A 19142-nucleotide genomic window follows, 5' to 3' on the forward strand; every position below is an offset into this window, starting at 1 on the left:
TCTAGCATTCATGTGAACTAGAGGCGTTTTTATCTGGGAATAGATTAGAAATGAGGTATATATGAAGCTGTTTATTCTAAAATATTGGAGGAACATAGGTAGCTACATCATAATAATAATTGAGATTATATTTATTAATAACTCTTTTTTTATTTTAATGAGCTAAAATAATTCTATTAACGATTCACGTTTTGTAAAATAAATCATATATTGATAGCATAGACAAGCAGAAAAGCTTGTTCTAACCTCACAGAACACTCCTTATCACGGTTAGGCATCTACATAGGTAGATGCCTTTTTTTATGTTGATGACTGAAAATTATTTATCAACATAATGTTGCAAGCACATTAGGACTATTAGGGGACGATTACATGTACAAATAACAGTATGCTTAATTAAAATAGTGAAATGTAAGGAGTGAGGAATAAGTGCTAAATATTTTAGTAGTTAATTTTCCAGCAGAGGGACATGTAAACCCTACATTAAATTTAGTAAAAGCCTTTACTGAACGAGGGGATAATGTACATTATATTACAACGGCAAACTTTAAGGGTAGAATTGAAGATTTAGGAGCTACTGTACATACTCATCCGGATCTATTAAAGGGGATTTCTATTGATGCTGAAACCTCATCTGGGTTAAATGCTTTCTTTCATGTGCATGTTCAAACTTCTTTATATATATTAGAAATTACGAAACAATTAAGTGAAAGCATAAATTTTGATTTCGTAATTTATGATATATTTGGTGCGGGAGAGTTAGTAAAGGAGTATTTAAAAGTTCCAGGTGTAGTGTCCTCACCTATATTTTTAATTCCTTCAGAGTTTTTGAAGACATTACCTTTTCATCCAAATGCAGATATACCATTCCAACCAGAGAAGATCTCTGAAAAATTATTAAACCAGATGGAACATGAATTTGGAGTAAAACCAAACAATAATCTTCAATTTATGAATAATAAGGGTGATGTTTGTCTCGTATACACAAGTCGTTATTTCCAACCTAATAGCGAATCATTCGAAGAAAATAACATTTTTATTGGACCGAGTATTTCAAAGCGTAAAACAAATATAAAGTTTCCATTGGAATCACTTAAAGAAAAGAAAGTTATTTATATTTCAATGGGAACACTGCTTGAAGGACTCGAACCATTCTTTAATACTTGTATTGATACTTTTTCAGATTTTGATGGGATAGTTGTAATGGCAATTGGTGATAGAAATGATATTTCTAAAATTAAGAAAGCACCAGATAATTTTATAATTGCTCCATACGTACCTCAATCAGAAATATTAAATGAAGCAGATGTTTTTATTACACATGGTGGTATGAATAGCGTACACGATGCCATTCATTATAATGTCCCATTTGTAATAATACCGCATGATAAAGACCAGCCAATGATAGCGCAAAGATTAACTGAGCTTGAAGCGGCACATAGACTATTGAAAGAACATGTTAATGTGCACACTTTAAAAGAGTCCGTAACAGATGTTCTTTCAAATGAAAAGTATAAACATGGTATAAGAAAACTTAATGATAGCTTTTTAGAATGTGGTGGTTCAAAAGAAGCAATTGCAGTTATTGAATCTCTTTTAAATAAAGTAAAACTTTAATCGATAGGGATTTTACTACCCATAAATAGCGGGATAAATAGTCGTAACTGTATACAAGCATAGAGGTTCTCACCTTTATGCTTGTATATTCTTATCCAGCAAATTGTACAGCAGTATTTGCATGTAAAAAAGCAGTATCAAAAATGGGAACAGTGAGATCATTTTGGGAGATGAGTAAAGGTATTTCAGTACAGCCTAATAATATACCTTCAGCGCCGTTTTGAATTAATGATTTTGTAATTTGTAATAGCTTTTCTTTAGATGTTTCTGAAATGATCCCTCTACTTAATTCATCTAATATGACATGGTGGATAAAAGTTCTTTCCTCGTCATTTGGGATAATTGTCTCAATGTTATATTTCGCTAATCGTGATTTATAGAAATCTTGCTCCATCGTTTGTTTTGTTCCTAATAGTCCGATACGTTTTATATTCTGTTCTACCATTTCTTTAGCACTTACATCACCAATGTGAAGAAGCGGGATAGATATTGCTTGTTCTACTTCCTCGGCAAATAGATGTACGGTATTTGAACACATTAATAAACATTCAGCCCCAGATTTTTCAACTTTCTTTGCAACTGTAACTAGTTCATTTTTCACTTCTTCATATTGATGGTTTTGTAATAAAGTAGTTACTTCACCAAAGTCCATACTATATAAAACTAACTTTGCATTTTGATCGTATTGAGAGAGTGTAAGTGTATTAATATGTTTATAGTATAATGATGTAGATTCCCAACTTAATCCTCCAATCAAACCAATAACTTTCATAATGCATTCCTCCCGAAACGATTTTGAATTTATTATTTCATAATTCCGATAAGAATACAATGATTTAAATGATCTATTTAACAAAAAATAAAAATAGTAAGAAAATTGTTGAATTTTACATTCTTTAGTGCCATAATACGAATTACAAATTAATACTTATCCAGAGAGGTGGAGGGAACGGCCCTAAGAAACCTCAGCAACCCCTATGCAATTTTATAGGAAGGTGCTAATTCCGCAGAGAACACGATGTGTTTTTTGAAAGATAAGAGGATTCTTGAACATGAAAGAAAATGACCTCTTATGTAAGAGGTCATTTTTTTGTTGTATAGAAAGGGAGTGTCGATGCATAATTCATTTTTAAATTAAATATAGAGTAATAAAAGTTGACTAATATGAGAGGGGAATTGTCATGAACAAATTATCAACAAAGTTAGTAGTAGCAATCGGTATTGGAGCAGCATTATACGGGATATTAGGGCTTTGGGGATTTTCTATTGCACCGAATACATTTATTAAACCAGCATTAGCTATATTAACTGTTTTTGGAGCATTATTTGGTCCAGTGGCAGGACTGTTAATCGGACTTATCGGTCATACCGTAACAGATACGATTGCTGGATGGGGGATTTGGTGGGGCTGGGTTATTAGTTCAGGAATTATTGGTTTTTCAATGGGGCTTATTCAAAGAAGAGTTGGTTTTAGTGTGAAAAACGGGTCGTTTAACAAGGGGGATATTTCTTATTTAGCAATTACTGGGCTAGTTGGTATTGTCATTGCTATTATATTTGCTGGGGCATTCGATATTATTGTGATGGGAGAACCATTTGACAAAATTGTTATACAAGTATTAGGCGCAACAATTTCCGATGTCATCGTTTTCTTAGTACTTGGATTGCCACTTACAATTGGTTTGGCGAAATCCAATAAGAAACATACACATTTAAAAATTGAAAAGTAGGGATGTTAACATGCAACCAATTATTTCGTTTGAACAATTCACCTTTCAATATTGGCATGCTGCGCAGCCTACTTTAAGTGATATTACCTTTCATATATACCCTGGGGAAAAAGTGCTAATTGCTGGACGAAGTGGTTCAGGCAAGTCGACATTAGCTCATTGTATAAATGGGCTAATCCCATTTTCTTACGAAGGGACTAGTACAGGTAACGTTTTAATTGCCGGTAAAGACCCGAGGGAAGGAAGTATTTTTGAACAAAGTAAACAGGTAGGAACAATTTTGCAAGATCAAGATGCTCAATTTATTGGTCTGACAGTAGAAGAAGATGTAGCTTTTTATTTAGAAAATGAATGTGTAAAGCAAGATGATATGAAAAAGATTGTTTCGGACTCATTAAGAAAGGTGAAGATGCATACGTTTCATAAACAAAGTCCACATGAATTATCAGGAGGTCAAAAGCAAACAGTTTCCCTTGCTGGTTTATTAACAACAAATGCGGATATATTATTGTTCGATGAACCGTTAGCAAACTTAGATCCACTAAGCGCCATACATACGATAGAACTTATGAAAGATATACATGAACAATATAATAAAACGATTGTTATTATCGAACATAGGATAGAAGAAATTTTAAAACTGGATTTAGACAAAGTTATATTAATTGATGAAGGTAAAGTCATTGCGATAGGAACACCAAAAGAAATCTTAGCGTCAAATATATTACCACGTATCGGCTTAAGAGAGCCTATTTACATCGAAGCATTAAAGAGATTACATTTTGATAGTAATAATGACGTAATATATCCAATGGAAAACCTTCAAAAAGAAAAGGTAAGCAACGTTATAAAAGAGTGGATGGAGAAACAAGTCATATTAAAAGGGAATACTAAAAACAAGGAATTACTTAAAGTGGAGAATTTATCATTTTCATACTCTAATAAACAAAAAGTATTAGAAAATGTAAACCTTTCAATATATGAAGGAGAAATTGTGGCACTGTTAGGACATAATGGAGCAGGGAAATCAACATTAGCTCATAGTCTTATAGGCATAAACAAAATGAAAAATGGGAAAATCTTGTTAAAAGGTGAAGATATTAGTTCTTGGTCTATTCGTAAACGTGGGGAAATCATATCTTACGTGATGCAAAATCCAAATCATATGATTACACAGCCTACTGTTTTTGAAGAAGTTTCATTTACATTAACATTACATAATTTTTCTAAGGAAGAAATTAAGAATAGAGTAGAAGGAACTTTAAAAATTTGTGGTTTATATCCATTTCGTAATTGGCCAATTCAAGCACTAAGCTATGGGCAAAAAAAGAGATTAACAATCGCATCTGTATTAACAACAAATCCTAAACTTATCATATTAGATGAACCGACAGCGGGACAAGATTATTATCACTATAAACAATTTATGTCTTTTATTAAAAACCTAGCTAAAAAGGGTATTTCATTTGTTTTTATCACTCATGATATGAATCTCGTACTAGAATATGCAGACCGTGCAGTAGTTCTACATGAAGGGAAAATTATTGCGGATAATACAGTGTTTGATGTATTAGGCGATCAAGAAACGTTACAAAGAGCCAACTTAAGAGAGAGTTCTTTAACCAAGCTTGTTAAATTTAGTGGGATTGCATGTCCAGAAAAATTTATGGAGCTTTATTTAGACAGTAATAGGAGGGAGGAAGGTGCATAGTACATATTTTCATCGTATGGATGGGGTAGTGAAATTGTTTTTATTTATTTTTTGTATGACGCTTACTTTTTTGTTTTTTGATTTTCGGGTGTTGCTAATATTATTTATTATTGGGTGTATCGGGCTCAGCATTGCTAAAATTCCATTTCGTAAAATTTTAATTGTTTTTAGTGTCATATTTACATTTAGTTTATTAAACTCTGTCATGATTTTATTGATTACACCAACTCATGGATCTGAATTAACTGAATCATATACCGTGTTTTTACATGTTGGATATGCAACGATTACATATGAAACATTATTTTATGCAGCTACACTTTCATTAAAGTATTTTACGTTATTACCATTTACACTTCTTTTTATTTACACGACAGATCCAAGTGAATTTGTAAGTAACTTAAGTAAACTGGGTATTCATTATAAGATTACTTATGCAATAAATATTGCACTACGTTATATTCCTGACATCCAGTCTGAGTATAAAATTATTAAACACGCGCAAGAAGCGAGAGGAGTGGCTTTTGAAAAAGGAGAAGCAAGTTTATGGGTTCGTATGAAGAACCGTGTTTTAATTTTCTGGCCACTAATCATTCATTCTCTAGAAAGAATAGATACGGTTTCAAATGCAATGGATTTAAGAGGATTTGGAAAGAAGGATAAACGTACATGGTTTTATACAAGTAAGGCGAAACGTGAAGATTTCATCGCTTTATTTGCCGGTATTTTCATATTTATTGTTGCGGTATATTTAAAATTAAACGTATTTCAAAACTTTTGGTATCCATTTTAAAGCACTCTTTAAACGAGTGTTTTTACTTATTTTTATGTAGACATGCTCAAAAAAGGGATATACACATAATGTATAATACGAACCAGTTAAAATGATCAACTACCTATTAGTTTTCAAACCAAAAGGAGGAGAAAATATGAGTTACGGTGGTTCTTGTGGTTTTGGTGGAGGTTTCGCTTTATTAGTTGTGTTATTCATTCTATTAATAATTGTAGGATGCAGCTGCTGGGGCGGAGGATACTAATTTTTAATTAGTCTTCACAAATGTAAACTAAAAAAACATTGAAGATACTTATGTATCGAAACAAATAAAAAAGGAGCGACTATGCTCCTTTTTTATTTGTTTTAATGTGTATTCTTACTATATTTCGGGAACGTAATCGTTAAAGTCGTTCCTTTACTAACGATACTTCTGATTTTTAAACTTCCATGCATCGTCTCAATAATCTTAACAGCAACCATTGTACCTAAACCAGTTCCTTTTGTTTTTGTACTAAAATACGGTTCACCGAATCGATGTATTTGCTCCTGTGACATTCCAACTCCGCTATCTTCAATTCGTATTTCAACTTTACTATTATTGATGGATGAGGAAATATTTAAGGTACCACCATTAGGCATTGCTTCAATACTATTTTTTATTAAGTTTAAAAAACATTGTTGAAAGTGCTGTTTATTACCAACAATGGTTGCCTCAGAAAAATCCTGTGTAATATGTATCGTATTCATATTACACAATGGCAATATCATATTAATAACTCGATTTAACTCTTGTTTTACTGAAATTTGATCTAATTTTTCTGGAGCAGGTTTGGCAAACGTTAAGTAATCATCGATAATTTCTTGGGCACGATTTAACTCTTCAAGTATATGTTTAATATATTCGTCTCTTGATTCGGGAGTTAAATTTGGTGTTTTTAAAAGCTGTGTAAATCCTTTTACAACCGTTAAGGGATTCCTTACTTCGTGCGATATACTTGCAGCGAGTTGGCTAACAATCTCCATTTTTTCCATTTTAATTAATTTTGAGCGCATTAATACAGCATCTTTAATAACTTCATTTATATAAACAATAAATAACATTAAAGTAGTCGGTAATACCATGAAATAAATAATATACAAATTATTCACTTCAAAATCTGATAAGGTTAATACAATTAAAGTTGTAAATATTGCTAGGAAAAAGGTTAAAAGCATGGAAAAAGCTACTTTAAGTTTTCTATTATATGTATTAAATTTTGAAGATGCGAGTGCTGTAACGGTGAACATTATTCCGTAAACAACAACTGTCAACATGTTAAAGCCATAAAATAAAAATCTCGTAATTAATAAAATTGCAAACAATATGATACCGACAGGGAATCCACCATAAAGCGTACCTATTATGACCGGAATTTGTCTTAAATCATGAATACAACTTTCATCCATATAGATAGGGTATCGCATACATAAAATAAGCGGGATACTAGAACAAAGGGTGATCAGTAGTATTTTATATTTCTTTAAATAGTGCCGGCTATCATATATGAAATAAAAAACAAATATACTACATAAAATGTATAGAAGATTATTTAACACGTTTTGATTAATATAAACAAAGTCCATAATATTTGCCTCGTTATTCTGAATTTCCTTTTCATATGTATTATACATGATAACATGTGTTAAGGTGAATAAACCTTGTTAATAGAAGATTTATTTGGATTTTGGTTATAAAATGCAAACATTAGCTAGCCAAAGCTACTTTTACCAAAAATTTTTTACTGGTTCTTCCTCCGTCCAAGTCTGGATGGAGCTTTTTTCTTTTTTGGTAACTCAACAAAATTAGCAGGATTTCTAGAAATAATATTTTGTTTAACTGCTAGATTTAAAGCTGTTTTTAGTATTCGATGCAATTATTTGAAATACCATTATCTAGTGTTAATTTATAGCATTTTTGAATGTGCATAACATTTAATTTATGAAGTGCAATTATTCCTATACTAGGTATAACATAGTGGGTTATATTGCTATTATAAGAAACTTTTCTATACTCACCCTTTTAATTTCTAACCACTGAACCATATAGTCTTTTAAACTAAGCTTAGTCGGCTCCACAAAAGCCCCTTCATTTAACTCCTTAATCTTTTTCGGCTTCTTTTTCCTATCTCTGGATCACGACCAATATTAATAAAGATACGGTACTTATTTCCTCTTTTTCGAATATGTCCTTCCGCTTAAAACACTCCTTCATTTTATTTTGAGCCATGGTGTATAAGTCTTGTTTTAATTTTACTGCTATGAAAATTACATAGTTGGACATATGAGAGATGGATATATTTTACCATATTTAGATTGTTATTAAGGAATAAAAAAAGAGCCATAAGGCCTCTTTTTTGCTGTGTTCATGGAAAAAATTGAAAACGTTTGATAAATAGCTGCAAAAGTACAACATGTGGTTGCTAAAACACTAGCTAACCATCTTGAAGCATGAGTTTTTAACAGTAAGATATAAACTAATCCAAAAGTAACCAAGCGGAGGTTTGTTGATTCTTATTAGGATTAATTTGTTTTTTTGAGATTGATTGTTGTGGTGTTAAATTTGGGACACTCCCCATTTTAAAACCTCCATTACTTATGTATAGAATTTAAATTGTTTAAAAGTATTATATATGCTAAATAGATAATTTTAAACCTATCTGGATAAAGAGAGGTTTATAAAATTTAAATAAAATTCTTATTTGAACAGAAAAAAAGCGTCCGGGAAAGCGCTCTTTGACTAAGACTCAGATCAAGTGAAAATGTAGCAGTAATTTATTTTATATATGTTTCTAGGATATGCGCAAATTTCAAATGATATAGTTATTTTACTATAGAAAAATAAGTGACTCAGTAATTGTGTCAGCCGAGTCACCCAGTACTATCGATCCAGATAATATTCTTTTTTATATGTAGTTATAGCGAGTTCTTAGAGGCTAACTCAAAACCGCAGTTAAAGAACAAAGAAATTTATTTTAGAGAGTTTTAGAATTTGTTATGTTAATGCTACAACAGCAAGAGTTAAGCCCAACGTATTTAATGTATTAGAATATGGTCCTACATTAACAGTAAGAGTACTTGTTATACCTAAAGGTGTAGTGAAAATAGCGGGTGCTGATACAGAAGTGAATCCTGCAGTATATCCCAGAGAAGTACCAGAGCCAATAATTGGGTTATTATTAAGATACATAGTGATACCTGCCGAATTACCTCCTGGTTGAATGATAACTTGCACTTCATAGATTGCCAAATAGGTTCTTCCACCTTCAAGTAAAACAGTTGTTGGTGGTGTGAATGAGATTGCCGTACCATTAGAATTTACCACGGTATCTAATGGAATCGCAGAATTTACAGAGACTATTGATGGGGTAGTCTGAACAACATTTAAACTGTTAGCCGTGGGGGATGGACAAGTGCAAGATTTGTGAATGTTTGAGTTATTATCATTTTGGTAATTCACAAATAATCAAGCTCCTTTGCGTAAGATAATTTTTTATCCTATATAAAACGTAGCTTTTTTGTATCTAAGTTATTTTTAATAAGTCTTTAAAGATAAGTCAAATATTGGTGGTCAGTCAACTCTTAAAAGTATTTGATATTCTGGGATTTCAAAGTGTATCTGATAAATATATATGAAATTTTTTTAAGGACATTACCTTAAGTTCGGAAACATAATAAAATAGTTATTTTGTTAAATAAAAAAACATGCACAAAAATTGTGCATGTTTAAAAAAAGTTATGTCTTGTCTATGTAAATATATGCTTAACTAATATATACCGTATGTATGTTTGAGCAAAATGGTTATTTATTAACAAATATAAAGAGCGCTTTTTAAGGTGCTCCATGAACAAGCCTAATATTGAAAAAGAATCTCACATGATATTTTATGTATGTTCTTAATACATGTGCAGATTTTTCTTTTGTGCAACGAAGCAGCCAGTTAATAAAACTAACTGCTTGTTGTACAAAAGAAACGTTGCGCTTACAGAAATAGTTTGTAACATTAAGTTACAAAAATAGTATGAACAGAGTTAAAAATGTTATTCAGAAGTGAAAGAAAAAAATAAAAAAGAGCACCATGCATTGAAGTGCTCTATAAGATAGGCGGTAACACTTTGAGCTGGATGTTTAGGTTAAAATTATATGTCGTAGAAATAAGACCTAAAATTTATTTTCAACTCAATAGAAAAGAGCAGCTAGCAAAGGCTAACTGCATTGAGAACATTATAACCATTAATTTAAGCAGTACATATAGTGTGGACAAAAACATCAAGTTTATGTAACAAAAATTAAAATCGAACAGTTATTGCAAATAACTGTTTGATTTGATACAACCTGGGTAAGAAGCAGATTGTATTTTGATTAGTATTAGGGAAAGTATTAAATTTTATTTAGTTCGTTAACAAAATCCTTATTTAAAAATTAAAGAGCGCCTTGGGAGAAAGGCGCTCCATGACCAAGATGTTTAAATGATTAATAATAAGATGATCATGATTATTGTATGTACATTTCTAATGAATGTGAAGTCTTTAAATGCATTCAAAAAGAGCACGTATATACATGCTCTTTGACAAGAAAGGTAGATTTTTTATGAGTGGATTCCCCCATCCAATAACATATGCTTGTCCAGTTAAAAGATGAAAGGGTTTAATGAAATCTTTAATTGGTAGAAAGGGATTAGTTTAGTTTTGATTCTGCTAATCCCCAACTAATTATAAAAAGTAAGCCGAATATGAGAGCGTAAATAATACAGGAAATTATTAAACTAGCTATAGCGACTTTTTTGTGATGAGCCTTTTGGAGCAAAAACAGCTAAAACAATTGAGACAGGTATTAAAAAGAGTATATAAATGTTTGCAAGCATTGATAATAAACCAAAAAATACGATTAAAGTTAATAAAAATGAAGTGATTCCAAAGTATTTCCTCATTACTTTAGCCTTTCTTGGAAAAAATAAATAATACAGATTATACCATAAATGAATAAGATTGAAGTGAAATTTTAACAAAAACGCTATTTTAATAAGAGTTGGTTCTCACTCAAAAGCAAGGGTTGCATAGGGAGTTCCAAAATGTTCTTTTTAGATGTATTAATGGTTAGGGAAACATAAATCTGGGAATAAAACTTGATATTCTGGGATTAATCGAAGGTCAACAGTTGTACTTGCAAAGAATTTATATTTTGTTTCTAATTCAGCTAGTGTAACTAGGTGATGCGTACCTAAGCCCTTCTGTATGCTATGTTTAGAAAGGGTTGGGCCAATTTGTAATTTTCGATTTTTCATAGCTGTGTTCCATGGACTGTAAAAGAATTTTAAAACGAAAGCAGGGTACATGTAAACGATAAATGAATGATTTGACCAATGCCTTCCGGCTATATAGTTACCATGCGAATAATTGTGGATTAGTCTACCTCCGTAGTAAGGGGCAGGTGGAGTAGGATCGAGTATTCTCCCATGATAACGCTGTTTGACAAGGGGAATTCCGTATCTCGGATTGGAATAACCATGAGTAGGGTCATCTACCATCAGAATAGTCCTAATAGCATACATGTTTTTCCTTAAAGTGACGAGAGATGAGAAAAAGGCTTCCTTATCAAAACAGCAAAGAAATTCAGTAGTATTTAAAACCATTTTCCACCCCTTAATTTCTTTTTCTATTTCCATTATCTCTTTATCAACTAATATAGCATCAAACTCTAATACTTTTGAATCTCGGATTTCCCAATGAGGCGCAAATAATTTACATATTTCTACTGAACGATCAGTAGATCCTCGATTAATAAGAATACCGTGATCAAATAGTTTTGTGTGGTGCATTAGCCACCATGGGAGTAGATACTCTTCATTGTAAAAATGGGAAATTAAAGTTGTCTTAATAAAAACCCCTCCTTATAAACATGGATAAAATAATTCTTGCTCTAGTATAATGCTTATCCTAGTAAATACATATGTCTTGAGTATATTTGAGCAAAATGTTTATTTACAAATAAAAAGAGCGCTTTGGGAGGAAGGTGCTTTATAACCAAGTCTTTTTTTTGAAAAAAGGTTCACATCATATTGTATGTATGTTTCTTAGATAGGTGTAGTTTTATACAAAAATCTTTATTTTATAACAAGAAAAAAGAGTACATGTTTATATGTGCTCTAAGATATTCTTTTTAATATCTGTACAAGTGTTTCATTAGCGCAACAATATTAGTAAAGCTACGGTCAAAAAAGATGGATTTAAATGAAAACGTTATTTTGGGGAAGTTGAGCAATGGAGTTAAAGGAGTATGCCATTTATAAGGGAAATCTAAATGGCTAATATGTACTAAAACAATACAAGAGTGCGCTCAACATTTGAGCGTACTTCCTAAGAAAATCCTCTTTTATAAAATAACGGATAATAGAAAGAAAGTGACTAGTAGAAAGCAAGCTCATAATTATTTAACTGTTATGCTGTTAGGCGAGGTCTAATATGAAAATTTTATTTGCATCTAATTTGTTTCCCGGCTCATAAGATATTAATAGGCAAAAAACGAAATAAAGGATGAAAGGGGAAATAACAGTAAATGAGTTTACAAGAGCTGCTAATATCAAGAACAAATACAGCGGTGGTCATGAAATCAGGAAATGATTCAACAGCATTTATTGGAGGGAACCCTTTTAAAACAATTAATGGTGCGATTACAGCGATTAATACTACAGGAGCTACAGGGATTACAATTTTTGTGTTTCCTGGAATTTATGACGAAAAGGTAGTTATCCCTAATGGAAATTCATTACGAGGAATTAGTCTATGGACAGTAATAATTCGTCAACAGAATGCAACATCAAATACTACTGTACTCACAATGGGAGAAAATACAAGAGTAGAAGATATTACGGTATTAGGAACCTCTTCTATCCATGTGGATTTAACAGGGATTGCTTTTCCTGGAACAACATCACAAACTTCTAGATTAAGAACAGCAGTTATAACTGTGGATAATTCTACAGCATCAACAAGTGGGACTTCAAATGTTTATGGAATTCATTCTTTTGGAACAGGAATTCCAGATGAAAGTATAAGTACTGTAAGAGCAACAACGATAACAGTAAAATCAGCCGGTTTAGGGAATAAAAGAGCCATATTGGTTAATACAAATTCACATAATTTTCATTGCCGTGATGTTAATTTAACCACTACTAGTTCAGTTGGAGCAGGATCTTATATTGGGGCAGAAGTAAATCGAATAGGAGCACAATTAAGTTTGCGTTTAGCGTCGATTCAAGGCACTACAGCGGATATATCACAATCAGCTGGAACATTGATTTTAAGTTCAGCGAATCTTATAAATTCTAACGCTAATAATTTGGGCTTTTCTACAGTTTTACAGCCTACTACAATTATTTGGGCAGATCCGTCGGGTCTACCAACTGGAGGGACTCGTTTTTATAGACCAGGAACAGCGGCTGTTTCAAATACAGAAGTATTTATCCGATTAAGTCAAAAATCTGTTATAAAATCACTATCGGTACGTGCTCGAGTTGGCCCTGGAGGGACAAATATTGATACTTGGACTATTCGAAAAAATGGTGTGGATACACCTCTTGTAGTTTCATTAACTGGTGCCCAGACTTCTAATATAACTAATAATATTTCAACAACATTCCAAGCGGGGGATAGTATCTCGTTAAAAGTAACAGTTTCTACGCTAAGCGCGATAGCAGATACAGTAATACAAGTTGATATTTTCTGAAAGTTAACAAATGAATTGTTGTGTTAATGCAAGGGTAAGTAATGAAACTTATTTCTTTTAAAAATACATCTATATAAGTGAAGCGTTTAAGAGGAATTCTATAAGTTGATAATCTTTGTATCACAATGTAAAAGAAATTTATTTAAACATGAAAAATTAATAAAAACTTCATTTTTTTAGAGAAATGGTGTGATTAAGTATGGGCATTGAATACGGAATGTTTGTATAAAAAAAGAGTAGACTTTAACCTACATATAAAAGTACTGGAATTTTTCTAAAGGAAGGAATATCTGAAATATAAATATAATTGAGGGGAGTGAAATAATAATGGAAACTAGTACTTTTTTAGGGCTGTTCTGGGGATGGATGACGGTTATCGTATCAGGAATACTTTTCGTCCGTCCATCGGTGCTACGTGATTTGAAAAAATTAGTGGTTGAAGACAGAGGGTTTGGTATTATGTATGGTTTTCTATCAATTTTCCTAGGATTAGGTACTGTAATTCTACATAATGTATGGGTATTCAACTGGAAGGGATTCCTAACAGTTATTGCATGGCTTGCATTATTAAAGGGAATTTATATAATTGCATATCCTGAACCTTCCAAGAAAACAGACTTTGAAGTAAGGATACTTTCAACACGTATAGTACTCGCTATCATTGGTGCTTTGGCTTTATGGATGCTTATAGTAATCTATATAAAATAATCTTTTTTTAATAAATAAAAGAGCCTGATGTGAGAGAAAAGGCCTTTTCAAAAATTGTATATGAGGAAAATCAATGTCAATAGTTTAATACCAATAAATTAGAATTAATTCCAGGTATTAAGTATTGAGAAATAAAATTGAACGCAACAAATTGGTTAACTTTATGAGCTAACCAATTGTTACACAAAAGAAAATTAGGCCCTATAAGTAATAGATGTGTAACTTAAAGTTACAGTTATAGTGTAAGCGAGATTGAAAATGTTATACGAAAGTAATTCTGTTTAAAAGTTTTATTTTGTCATAAATAAAAGAGCAGTTAGCCCAGCCTAACTGCTCGATACAGAGGTAATAGTCTAGCTACATAGATATTATATGCTGAGTTATTGATTTTATTTGTGTAAAACACAAAAAAGAGCAGCTAGCAAAACCTAGCCGCTCTAAACAGTGATGTGTCTCTAGATGTAGTTGTAGTATAAACAGAACGTTGAGTTTTATTCATGGGGAGATAGAAATTGGCTTGAAAATAGAATATAGTCCGGCTAGGAAACTAGAGGACACAAATAAAAACCTTTAACTTCCGCTAAAGATAATTATGTTAATGATCTAGTGATGGCAGTTCACGTAAGGACAAAAAGAGGAACGTATATAAATAGAGTTGTAGAAATAGAAAGAGTGGATTCCTTGTGAGAGAGTAGGGATCCACTCTTTTCTTACCACTGATAAAGAGACACTATATCTGACTTACATAAATATCCCATTTATTCAAATTTGTCCTTGCTAATGGTACAATTATATTCATGGAGGGATATTATGGTAAGTTTTTATGTAACACTGTTTCTTATATTTGGTACTGCGATATTTTTATTTTTCTTGTCTGGTTCATCAAAAATTAAGGCTAAAAACCTATCATTGATAATGATCTGTTTAGGGATAAATCTACTCACAAGTCCAATGGCTTTATTTATAGGTGTGATGGCAACAGACTCTCCATATAGCACTACGCTTGATTTTTTTGGAGGATTTCTCTTTATTCAGGGAATACCGCTCCTCCTCCTACTTGCAGCTTTTTTGAAGTTTGCAATAGCAAAGAAAACAAAACAAGTATAGTATAAACTCTATATTTCTTTTAATAATTTAGGGTTATATCTTTTCTGCGTTAGCTGCTTTTAACCACGCTTCGTAAAATGCTGTAACTGATGCATAACGTTCTGCACGATTTTTATTTACAGCACGATACGCTACCTCATATAATTCCTTACTTGCTTCCCATTTTATAAAAGAACGATCTTTTTCACCGCCTAAAAGTGAGAAAGCCATTGCTCCCATATTAAATACATTTGTTCTTTCATCGATTGTTGCGTTTAATTCAAATTCCTCTGGTGACATAAAACGGGAGGAACCCCATAGCCGGCCCACTTTATTTATGTAAGGTTTCTTACTGTATAAATCTATATCACAAATTTTTGTTTCGTTTGTATTAAAATTATATAAAATACTACCGTCATAAAAATCTATTGCTACATAGTTTTTCTTTTCTACATAAGTATGGAAAGAAAAAATGGAATGTAAGGAATGAATTCGTTCTATAGCAGATAAATGTCTAAATTTATAAAATGGAGAGTTTGGATTTTTATATTTCTCAGGAGGTGGGAAACTCCAATGCGAATGAAGACATTCACCATCAAACCAATCGAAAATTAATACATATCCAGATTGAACTGGAAAATGATCAATTAGTCTTATGAGCGATTCATGCTTTAAATCTTCATAGATAGTAACTGAATTTTTTAGCCTTTTAATAGCGTGACCCGTTGTTCCTTCAAATGCAATTGTTTGTGCTCCTGCGTATTTAATAAATTTCTTATGCCCATCTTTTTCTACACCAAAACTTATATTACCTGAGTCTTGCTGGTCAAAAACTGCAAATACGGTCCCTAATTTAATAAGCCAATCAAAATTATGATATTCTTTTAATTGGAATGTTACGTTATTTAACTGAATTTCCACGGAATTTTCTTTCATATATTACCTCACATTTAATATAATTAAGTTGTACATTCCACTATTCGACATATTTTATGGAAATCCTATGCTAATAATATAAAAATTTATAAATATAATGATAAACACTTATAAAGAGGTGAATACAATGGATCAACAAATTGTTATTAAAGCATATCAAAAAGACTGGGTTGAAGAGTATATAAAAGAAAAAGAGAAATTCTGTTCCTTGTTAGGACAAGAAATAATTGCCGTTGAACATATAGGAAGCTCAGCAGTAGAAGGATTAGGAGCTAAACCTCTTATTGATATGATGATTGGCGTAACAGACTTACAAATTACTGAAAACTGGATTGAAGTTCTATCGGAAATTGGATATGAGTATGTTCCAAAAGATGCAACGAATTGGCGTTTTTTTAGAAAGGGAAAATGGAGAGCGGGTACTCATCATTTGCATATTTATATTTATAATAGTGATGAGTGGAGAAACAATATTTTATTTCGTGACTTTCTAATAAGCCATGAATGGGCACGTAAAGAATATAGAGAATTAAAAGAGAGGCTTGCTATTACATATGCTTTTGATCGTGTTTCATATACAAAGGCAAAAGCGCCGTTTATTCGAAAAATATTAGAATTGGCTAGAACTCAATGAATTTATAGATTCCTATCTAACTAGTTTTGAAACCCCTTCCTATACTTTTTATAGGGAGGGGGATTTTTTCATGTCAAAATATATAATTTCTAATTATTGGAGGCAAACTATTTTATTTATTTTGATATTTCTAGTACATTGGAAATATTAAGGGGGAATTAAGCAATGAAAGCTATTGTACATCAATATGAAAAAGGATTAGAGGGATTAGAATATAAATTTCTACCTGAGATAAGTCCTAATGCAGGTGAAGTAAAAGTCAAGTTAAAAGCTGCAGGATTAAATCATAGGGATTTATTTATTATAAATAATAGAAAAGAAATGGATCTACCATTAGTAATAGGGTCAGATGGATCAGGAATTGTTACAGAAATAGGAGAAGGAGTTTCAAATATTACACTACATACAGAAGTTATTATTAATCCTAGTATTGGATGGGAACATGCTACTGAAGTACCAGAGTTACCGGAAGTGCTAGGTGGACCGAAAGGTGGAACGTTTGCTGAATATGTAATTGTACCGGCTGAAAATGTAGTAGAAAAGCCGGCATATCTTACTTGGGAAGAATCAGGTGTTTTATCTTTATCCGCACTAACTGCATATAGAGCACTTTTTACAAAGGGTAGATTGAAGTGCGGTGAACATGTTTTAATTCCGGGAATAGGCGGTGGTGTTGCTACATTTGCCATGTTATTCGCGAAAGCAATTGGTGCTAAAGTGAGTGTTACCTCAAGGGTAGAGAATAAAAGGGAACATGCTGAAAAATATGGTGCAGATATTTCTTTTAATAGTACCGGAAATTGGGAAGAGAGCTTACAAGGTAAAAAAGTAGATTTAATAATAGATAGTATAGGCCCGGCAACTTTCTTGAAATATTTTGATGTATTAAAACCAAATGGAAGAATCGTGAATTTTGGTGCAAGCTCAGGAGATACAATTGAATTACCATTACGCGCATTATTTTATAATCAAATTGATATTATGGGAACATCCATGGGTAGCCGTGAGGAATTTAATGAGATGATAAAGTTTATTGAAAAATATCAAATTAAACCAATTATTGATAAGGTTTACTCGTTAGAAGAAGCAATTCGAGCACTAAGCCGTATGGAACATGGGGAACAATTCGGAAATATTGTACTTCAAATGAATTAAAAAATATGATTTTACAATTAGTATATTTAAATGAATATGTTATGTATTTCAAACATGAAAAAATACGAACCGCCTTATTATAAAGGCTTACCGGTTTTATACATAAATAGCGTATAAAATTTGTTTTATAATTGTCGCATGAGTAATAGTAAAATGAGAATTAGATGAAAAAAGTTTAAGCCTATTTTCATAATGGTATTGTATACTGTGTAAATCAAGAACACTTGTATGTAAGGAGAGAGTTTAATGAATTACACAGTATTTCAGTGGTTTAATAATTTTGCTGATTCATCCAAACTATTAGATACGTTAATGATTGCTATTACAAATAGCGCTGCATACGTAGCCGTTCTATTTATGTTTATCTTATGGTTTAATAATGGAAAGAAAGAGAAGGCAATTAGAAAACAATATACAGTTTTATATACGACGCTTTCGGTTATTATTGCATTAGTAGTAAATGTTCTTATACACGCGGTATATTACCATCCGCGCCCGTTCGTATCACATGATGTACACCAATTAGTACCACACGCAGCAGATTCATCATTCGTTAGTGATCATTCTGTACTTGTATTTTCAATCGCCTTCGTATTTATTCTTAGAGGAGAAAAACTGAAATATATCGCGCTATTATGGGCAGTACTAGTCGGTATATCACGTATGTACGTAGGTGTTCATTATCCTTTAGATATACTTGGTGCAGCATTCTTAACACTTATTACGAGCGCTTTAGTAATGCAAAGTACACGTATGTTTGAACCAATAGCGAAACTTGTATTCAAAATGTATGCATTAGTAGCGAGACGAATTCCTTTCTTAGCGAAATATAACCATATCGCATAATTTTCCTATAAAAAATTCCCCTTTGGACATCCAGAGGGGAATTTTTTATAGGAAATACGAAAAGAGTTTAGAGTGCTCTGTAATCAAGTTGTACTAATTAATATTCTGAAATTTCACGCACCATATTTACAATATATAAAATAATGACGCAAAATAACAACAGTTAGTTTTGCATTGTTTTA

General features: G+C 31.9%; 17 protein-coding genes, 2 pseudogenes and 1 riboswitch. Of the genes and pseudogenes, 11 read left to right on the plus strand and 8 right to left on the minus strand.

From position 1 onward, the window contains the following. The first annotated feature begins 429 nt into the window (after positions 1-429). Complete coding sequence (locus ACTFRH_RS09305; RefSeq protein WP_000932163.1) at positions 430-1617, plus strand: macrolide family glycosyltransferase; 1188 nt, start codon at positions 430-432, stop codon at positions 1615-1617. 91 nt (positions 1618-1708) lie between these two features. Here the strand turns inward: ACTFRH_RS09305 and ACTFRH_RS09310 are convergent, their stop codons facing one another. Next, entirely contained in the window at positions 1709-2389 is a 681-nt protein-coding gene (locus tag ACTFRH_RS09310; protein WP_000864393.1) for an aspartate/glutamate racemase family protein, read from the minus strand. Positions 2390-2542: 153 nt separating this feature from the next. Beyond that, positions 2543-2658: riboswitch (SAM riboswitch) on the plus strand. 140 nt (positions 2659-2798) lie between these two features. On the opposite strand from ACTFRH_RS09310, the gene ACTFRH_RS09315 reads away from it, so the two are divergent. The 4 genes from ACTFRH_RS09315 (at position 2799) to ACTFRH_RS09330 (ending at position 6095) form a co-directional block, all read left to right on the plus strand. Beyond that, positions 2799-3347, plus strand: coding sequence for an ECF-type riboflavin transporter substrate-binding protein (locus ACTFRH_RS09315; RefSeq protein WP_001038213.1), 549 nt, complete (start codon positions 2799-2801; stop codon positions 3345-3347). Positions 3348-3357: 10 nt separating this feature from the next. After that, entirely contained in the window at positions 3358-5058 is a 1701-nt protein-coding gene (locus ACTFRH_RS09320) for an ABC transporter ATP-binding protein (RefSeq protein WP_001182529.1), read from the plus strand. Beyond that, positions 5051-5851 (plus strand): energy-coupling factor transporter transmembrane component T family protein, encoded by an 801-nt coding sequence (locus ACTFRH_RS09325; RefSeq protein ID WP_000556378.1) that lies wholly within the window; start codon positions 5051-5053, stop codon positions 5849-5851. Before ACTFRH_RS09320 ends, ACTFRH_RS09325 begins: the two co-directional genes overlap by 8 nt. A gap of 136 nt (positions 5852-5987) precedes the next feature. Further along, positions 5988-6095: a YjcZ family sporulation protein gene (locus ACTFRH_RS09330; RefSeq protein ID WP_000120182.1), complete on the plus strand. Its 108-nt coding sequence runs from the start codon at positions 5988-5990 to the stop codon at positions 6093-6095. A 101-nt stretch (positions 6096-6196) separates the two neighbouring features. On the opposite strand, the gene ACTFRH_RS09335 is transcribed toward ACTFRH_RS09330, so the two are convergent. The 6 genes and pseudogenes from ACTFRH_RS09335 to ACTFRH_RS09360 form a co-directional block, all read right to left on the minus strand. Further along, the gene (locus tag ACTFRH_RS09335; RefSeq protein ID WP_033703010.1) at positions 6197-7456 is read right to left on the minus strand and encodes a sensor histidine kinase; all 1260 of its coding nucleotides are present in this window, start codon (positions 7454-7456) and stop codon (positions 6197-6199) included. A gap of 147 nt (positions 7457-7603) precedes the next feature. Then, positions 7604-8055 (minus strand): annotated as a pseudogene (locus ACTFRH_RS09340) (site-specific integrase); the annotation flags it as partial. 312 nt (positions 8056-8367) lie between these two features. After that, a pseudogene (locus ACTFRH_RS09345) lies at positions 8368-8448 on the minus strand (septum formation initiator family protein); the annotation flags it as partial. Between the two features lie 416 nt (positions 8449-8864). Beyond that, positions 8865-9329 carry a hypothetical protein gene (locus ACTFRH_RS09350; RefSeq protein ID WP_001109250.1) on the minus strand — a complete coding sequence of 155 codons (465 nt, stop codon included), beginning with the start codon at positions 9327-9329 and terminating at the stop codon, positions 8865-8867. A 1306-nt stretch (positions 9330-10635) separates the two neighbouring features. Continuing rightward, positions 10636-10800: a hypothetical protein gene (locus ACTFRH_RS09355; protein ID WP_157464236.1), complete on the minus strand. Its 165-nt coding sequence runs from the start codon at positions 10798-10800 to the stop codon at positions 10636-10638. A gap of 159 nt (positions 10801-10959) precedes the next feature. Then, complete coding sequence (locus ACTFRH_RS09360; RefSeq protein ID WP_000546535.1) at positions 10960-11688, minus strand: hypothetical protein; 729 nt, start codon at positions 11686-11688, stop codon at positions 10960-10962. 737 nt (positions 11689-12425) lie between these two features. On the opposite strand from ACTFRH_RS09360, the gene ACTFRH_RS09365 reads away from it, so the two are divergent. The 3 genes from ACTFRH_RS09365 (at position 12426) to ACTFRH_RS09375 (ending at position 15410) form a co-directional block, all read left to right on the plus strand. Next, a complete protein-coding gene (locus tag ACTFRH_RS09365; RefSeq protein ID WP_000058013.1) occupies positions 12426-13595 on the plus strand; it encodes a hypothetical protein in 1170 nt (389 codons plus the stop codon). A gap of 327 nt (positions 13596-13922) precedes the next feature. Next, on the plus strand, positions 13923-14303 hold the full coding sequence (locus ACTFRH_RS09370; RefSeq protein WP_000450246.1) for a hypothetical protein: 381 nt from the start codon (positions 13923-13925) through the stop codon (positions 14301-14303). Positions 14304-15113: 810 nt separating this feature from the next. Next, entirely contained in the window at positions 15114-15410 is a 297-nt protein-coding gene (locus ACTFRH_RS09375; protein ID WP_000253418.1) for a hypothetical protein, read from the plus strand. A gap of 33 nt (positions 15411-15443) precedes the next feature. On the opposite strand, the gene ACTFRH_RS09380 is transcribed toward ACTFRH_RS09375, so the two are convergent. Next, positions 15444-16325, minus strand: a complete 882-nt coding sequence (locus ACTFRH_RS09380) for a protein kinase domain-containing protein (protein ID WP_000662485.1) — start codon at positions 16323-16325, stop codon at positions 15444-15446. Between the two features lie 127 nt (positions 16326-16452). Here ACTFRH_RS09380 and ACTFRH_RS09385 point away from each other — a divergent pair, with 127 nt between their 5' ends. The 3 genes from ACTFRH_RS09385 (at position 16453) to ACTFRH_RS09395 (ending at position 18960) form a co-directional block, all read left to right on the plus strand. Further along, positions 16453-16959, plus strand: a complete 507-nt coding sequence (locus ACTFRH_RS09385; RefSeq protein ID WP_000372676.1) for a GrpB family protein — start codon at positions 16453-16455, stop codon at positions 16957-16959. Between the two features lie 165 nt (positions 16960-17124). Continuing rightward, positions 17125-18114 carry a zinc-binding dehydrogenase gene (locus ACTFRH_RS09390; RefSeq protein WP_000644509.1) on the plus strand — a complete coding sequence of 330 codons (990 nt, stop codon included), beginning with the start codon at positions 17125-17127 and terminating at the stop codon, positions 18112-18114. A gap of 246 nt (positions 18115-18360) precedes the next feature. Continuing rightward, a complete protein-coding gene (locus ACTFRH_RS09395) occupies positions 18361-18960 on the plus strand; it encodes an undecaprenyl-diphosphatase (protein WP_001110128.1) in 600 nt (199 codons plus the stop codon). The last annotated feature ends 182 nt before the right edge of the window (positions 18961-19142 follow it).

The organism is Bacillus cereus group sp. MYBK216-1, from assembly GCF_051916495.1.
GTDB lineage: Bacteria > Bacillota > Bacilli > Bacillales > Bacillaceae_G > Bacillus_A > Bacillus_A thuringiensis_K.

Bases quoted from the DNA above. Each gene is read 5' to 3' on its own strand.
- ACTFRH_RS09315 (WP_001038213.1), top strand. From the start codon at position 2,799: ATGAACAAATTATCAACAAAGTTAGTAGTAGCAATCGGTATTGGAGCA.
- ACTFRH_RS09335 (WP_033703010.1), bottom strand. From the start codon at position 7,456: ATGGACTTTGTTTATATTAATCAAAACGTGTTAAATAATCTTCTATAC.
- ACTFRH_RS09385 (WP_000372676.1), top strand. From the start codon at position 16,453: ATGGATCAACAAATTGTTATTAAAGCATATCAAAAAGACTGGGTTGAA.
- ACTFRH_RS09390 (WP_000644509.1), top strand. From the start codon at position 17,125: ATGAAAGCTATTGTACATCAATATGAAAAAGGATTAGAGGGATTAGAA.
- ACTFRH_RS09310 (WP_000864393.1), bottom strand. From the start codon at position 2,389: ATGAAAGTTATTGGTTTGATTGGAGGATTAAGTTGGGAATCTACATCA.
- ACTFRH_RS09365 (WP_000058013.1), top strand. From the start codon at position 12,426: ATGAGTTTACAAGAGCTGCTAATATCAAGAACAAATACAGCGGTGGTC.
- ACTFRH_RS09380 (WP_000662485.1), bottom strand. From the start codon at position 16,325: ATGAAAGAAAATTCCGTGGAAATTCAGTTAAATAACGTAACATTCCAA.
- ACTFRH_RS09355 (WP_157464236.1), bottom strand. From the start codon at position 10,800: ATGAGGAAATACTTTGGAATCACTTCATTTTTATTAACTTTAATCGTA.
- ACTFRH_RS09370 (WP_000450246.1), top strand. From the start codon at position 13,923: ATGGAAACTAGTACTTTTTTAGGGCTGTTCTGGGGATGGATGACGGTT.
- ACTFRH_RS09375 (WP_000253418.1), top strand. From the start codon at position 15,114: ATGGTAAGTTTTTATGTAACACTGTTTCTTATATTTGGTACTGCGATA.
- ACTFRH_RS09395 (WP_001110128.1), top strand. From the start codon at position 18,361: ATGAATTACACAGTATTTCAGTGGTTTAATAATTTTGCTGATTCATCC.
- ACTFRH_RS09320 (WP_001182529.1), top strand. From the start codon at position 3,358: ATGCAACCAATTATTTCGTTTGAACAATTCACCTTTCAATATTGGCAT.
- ACTFRH_RS09330 (WP_000120182.1), top strand. From the start codon at position 5,988: ATGAGTTACGGTGGTTCTTGTGGTTTTGGTGGAGGTTTCGCTTTATTA.
- ACTFRH_RS09360 (WP_000546535.1), bottom strand. From the start codon at position 11,688: ATGCACCACACAAAACTATTTGATCACGGTATTCTTATTAATCGAGGA.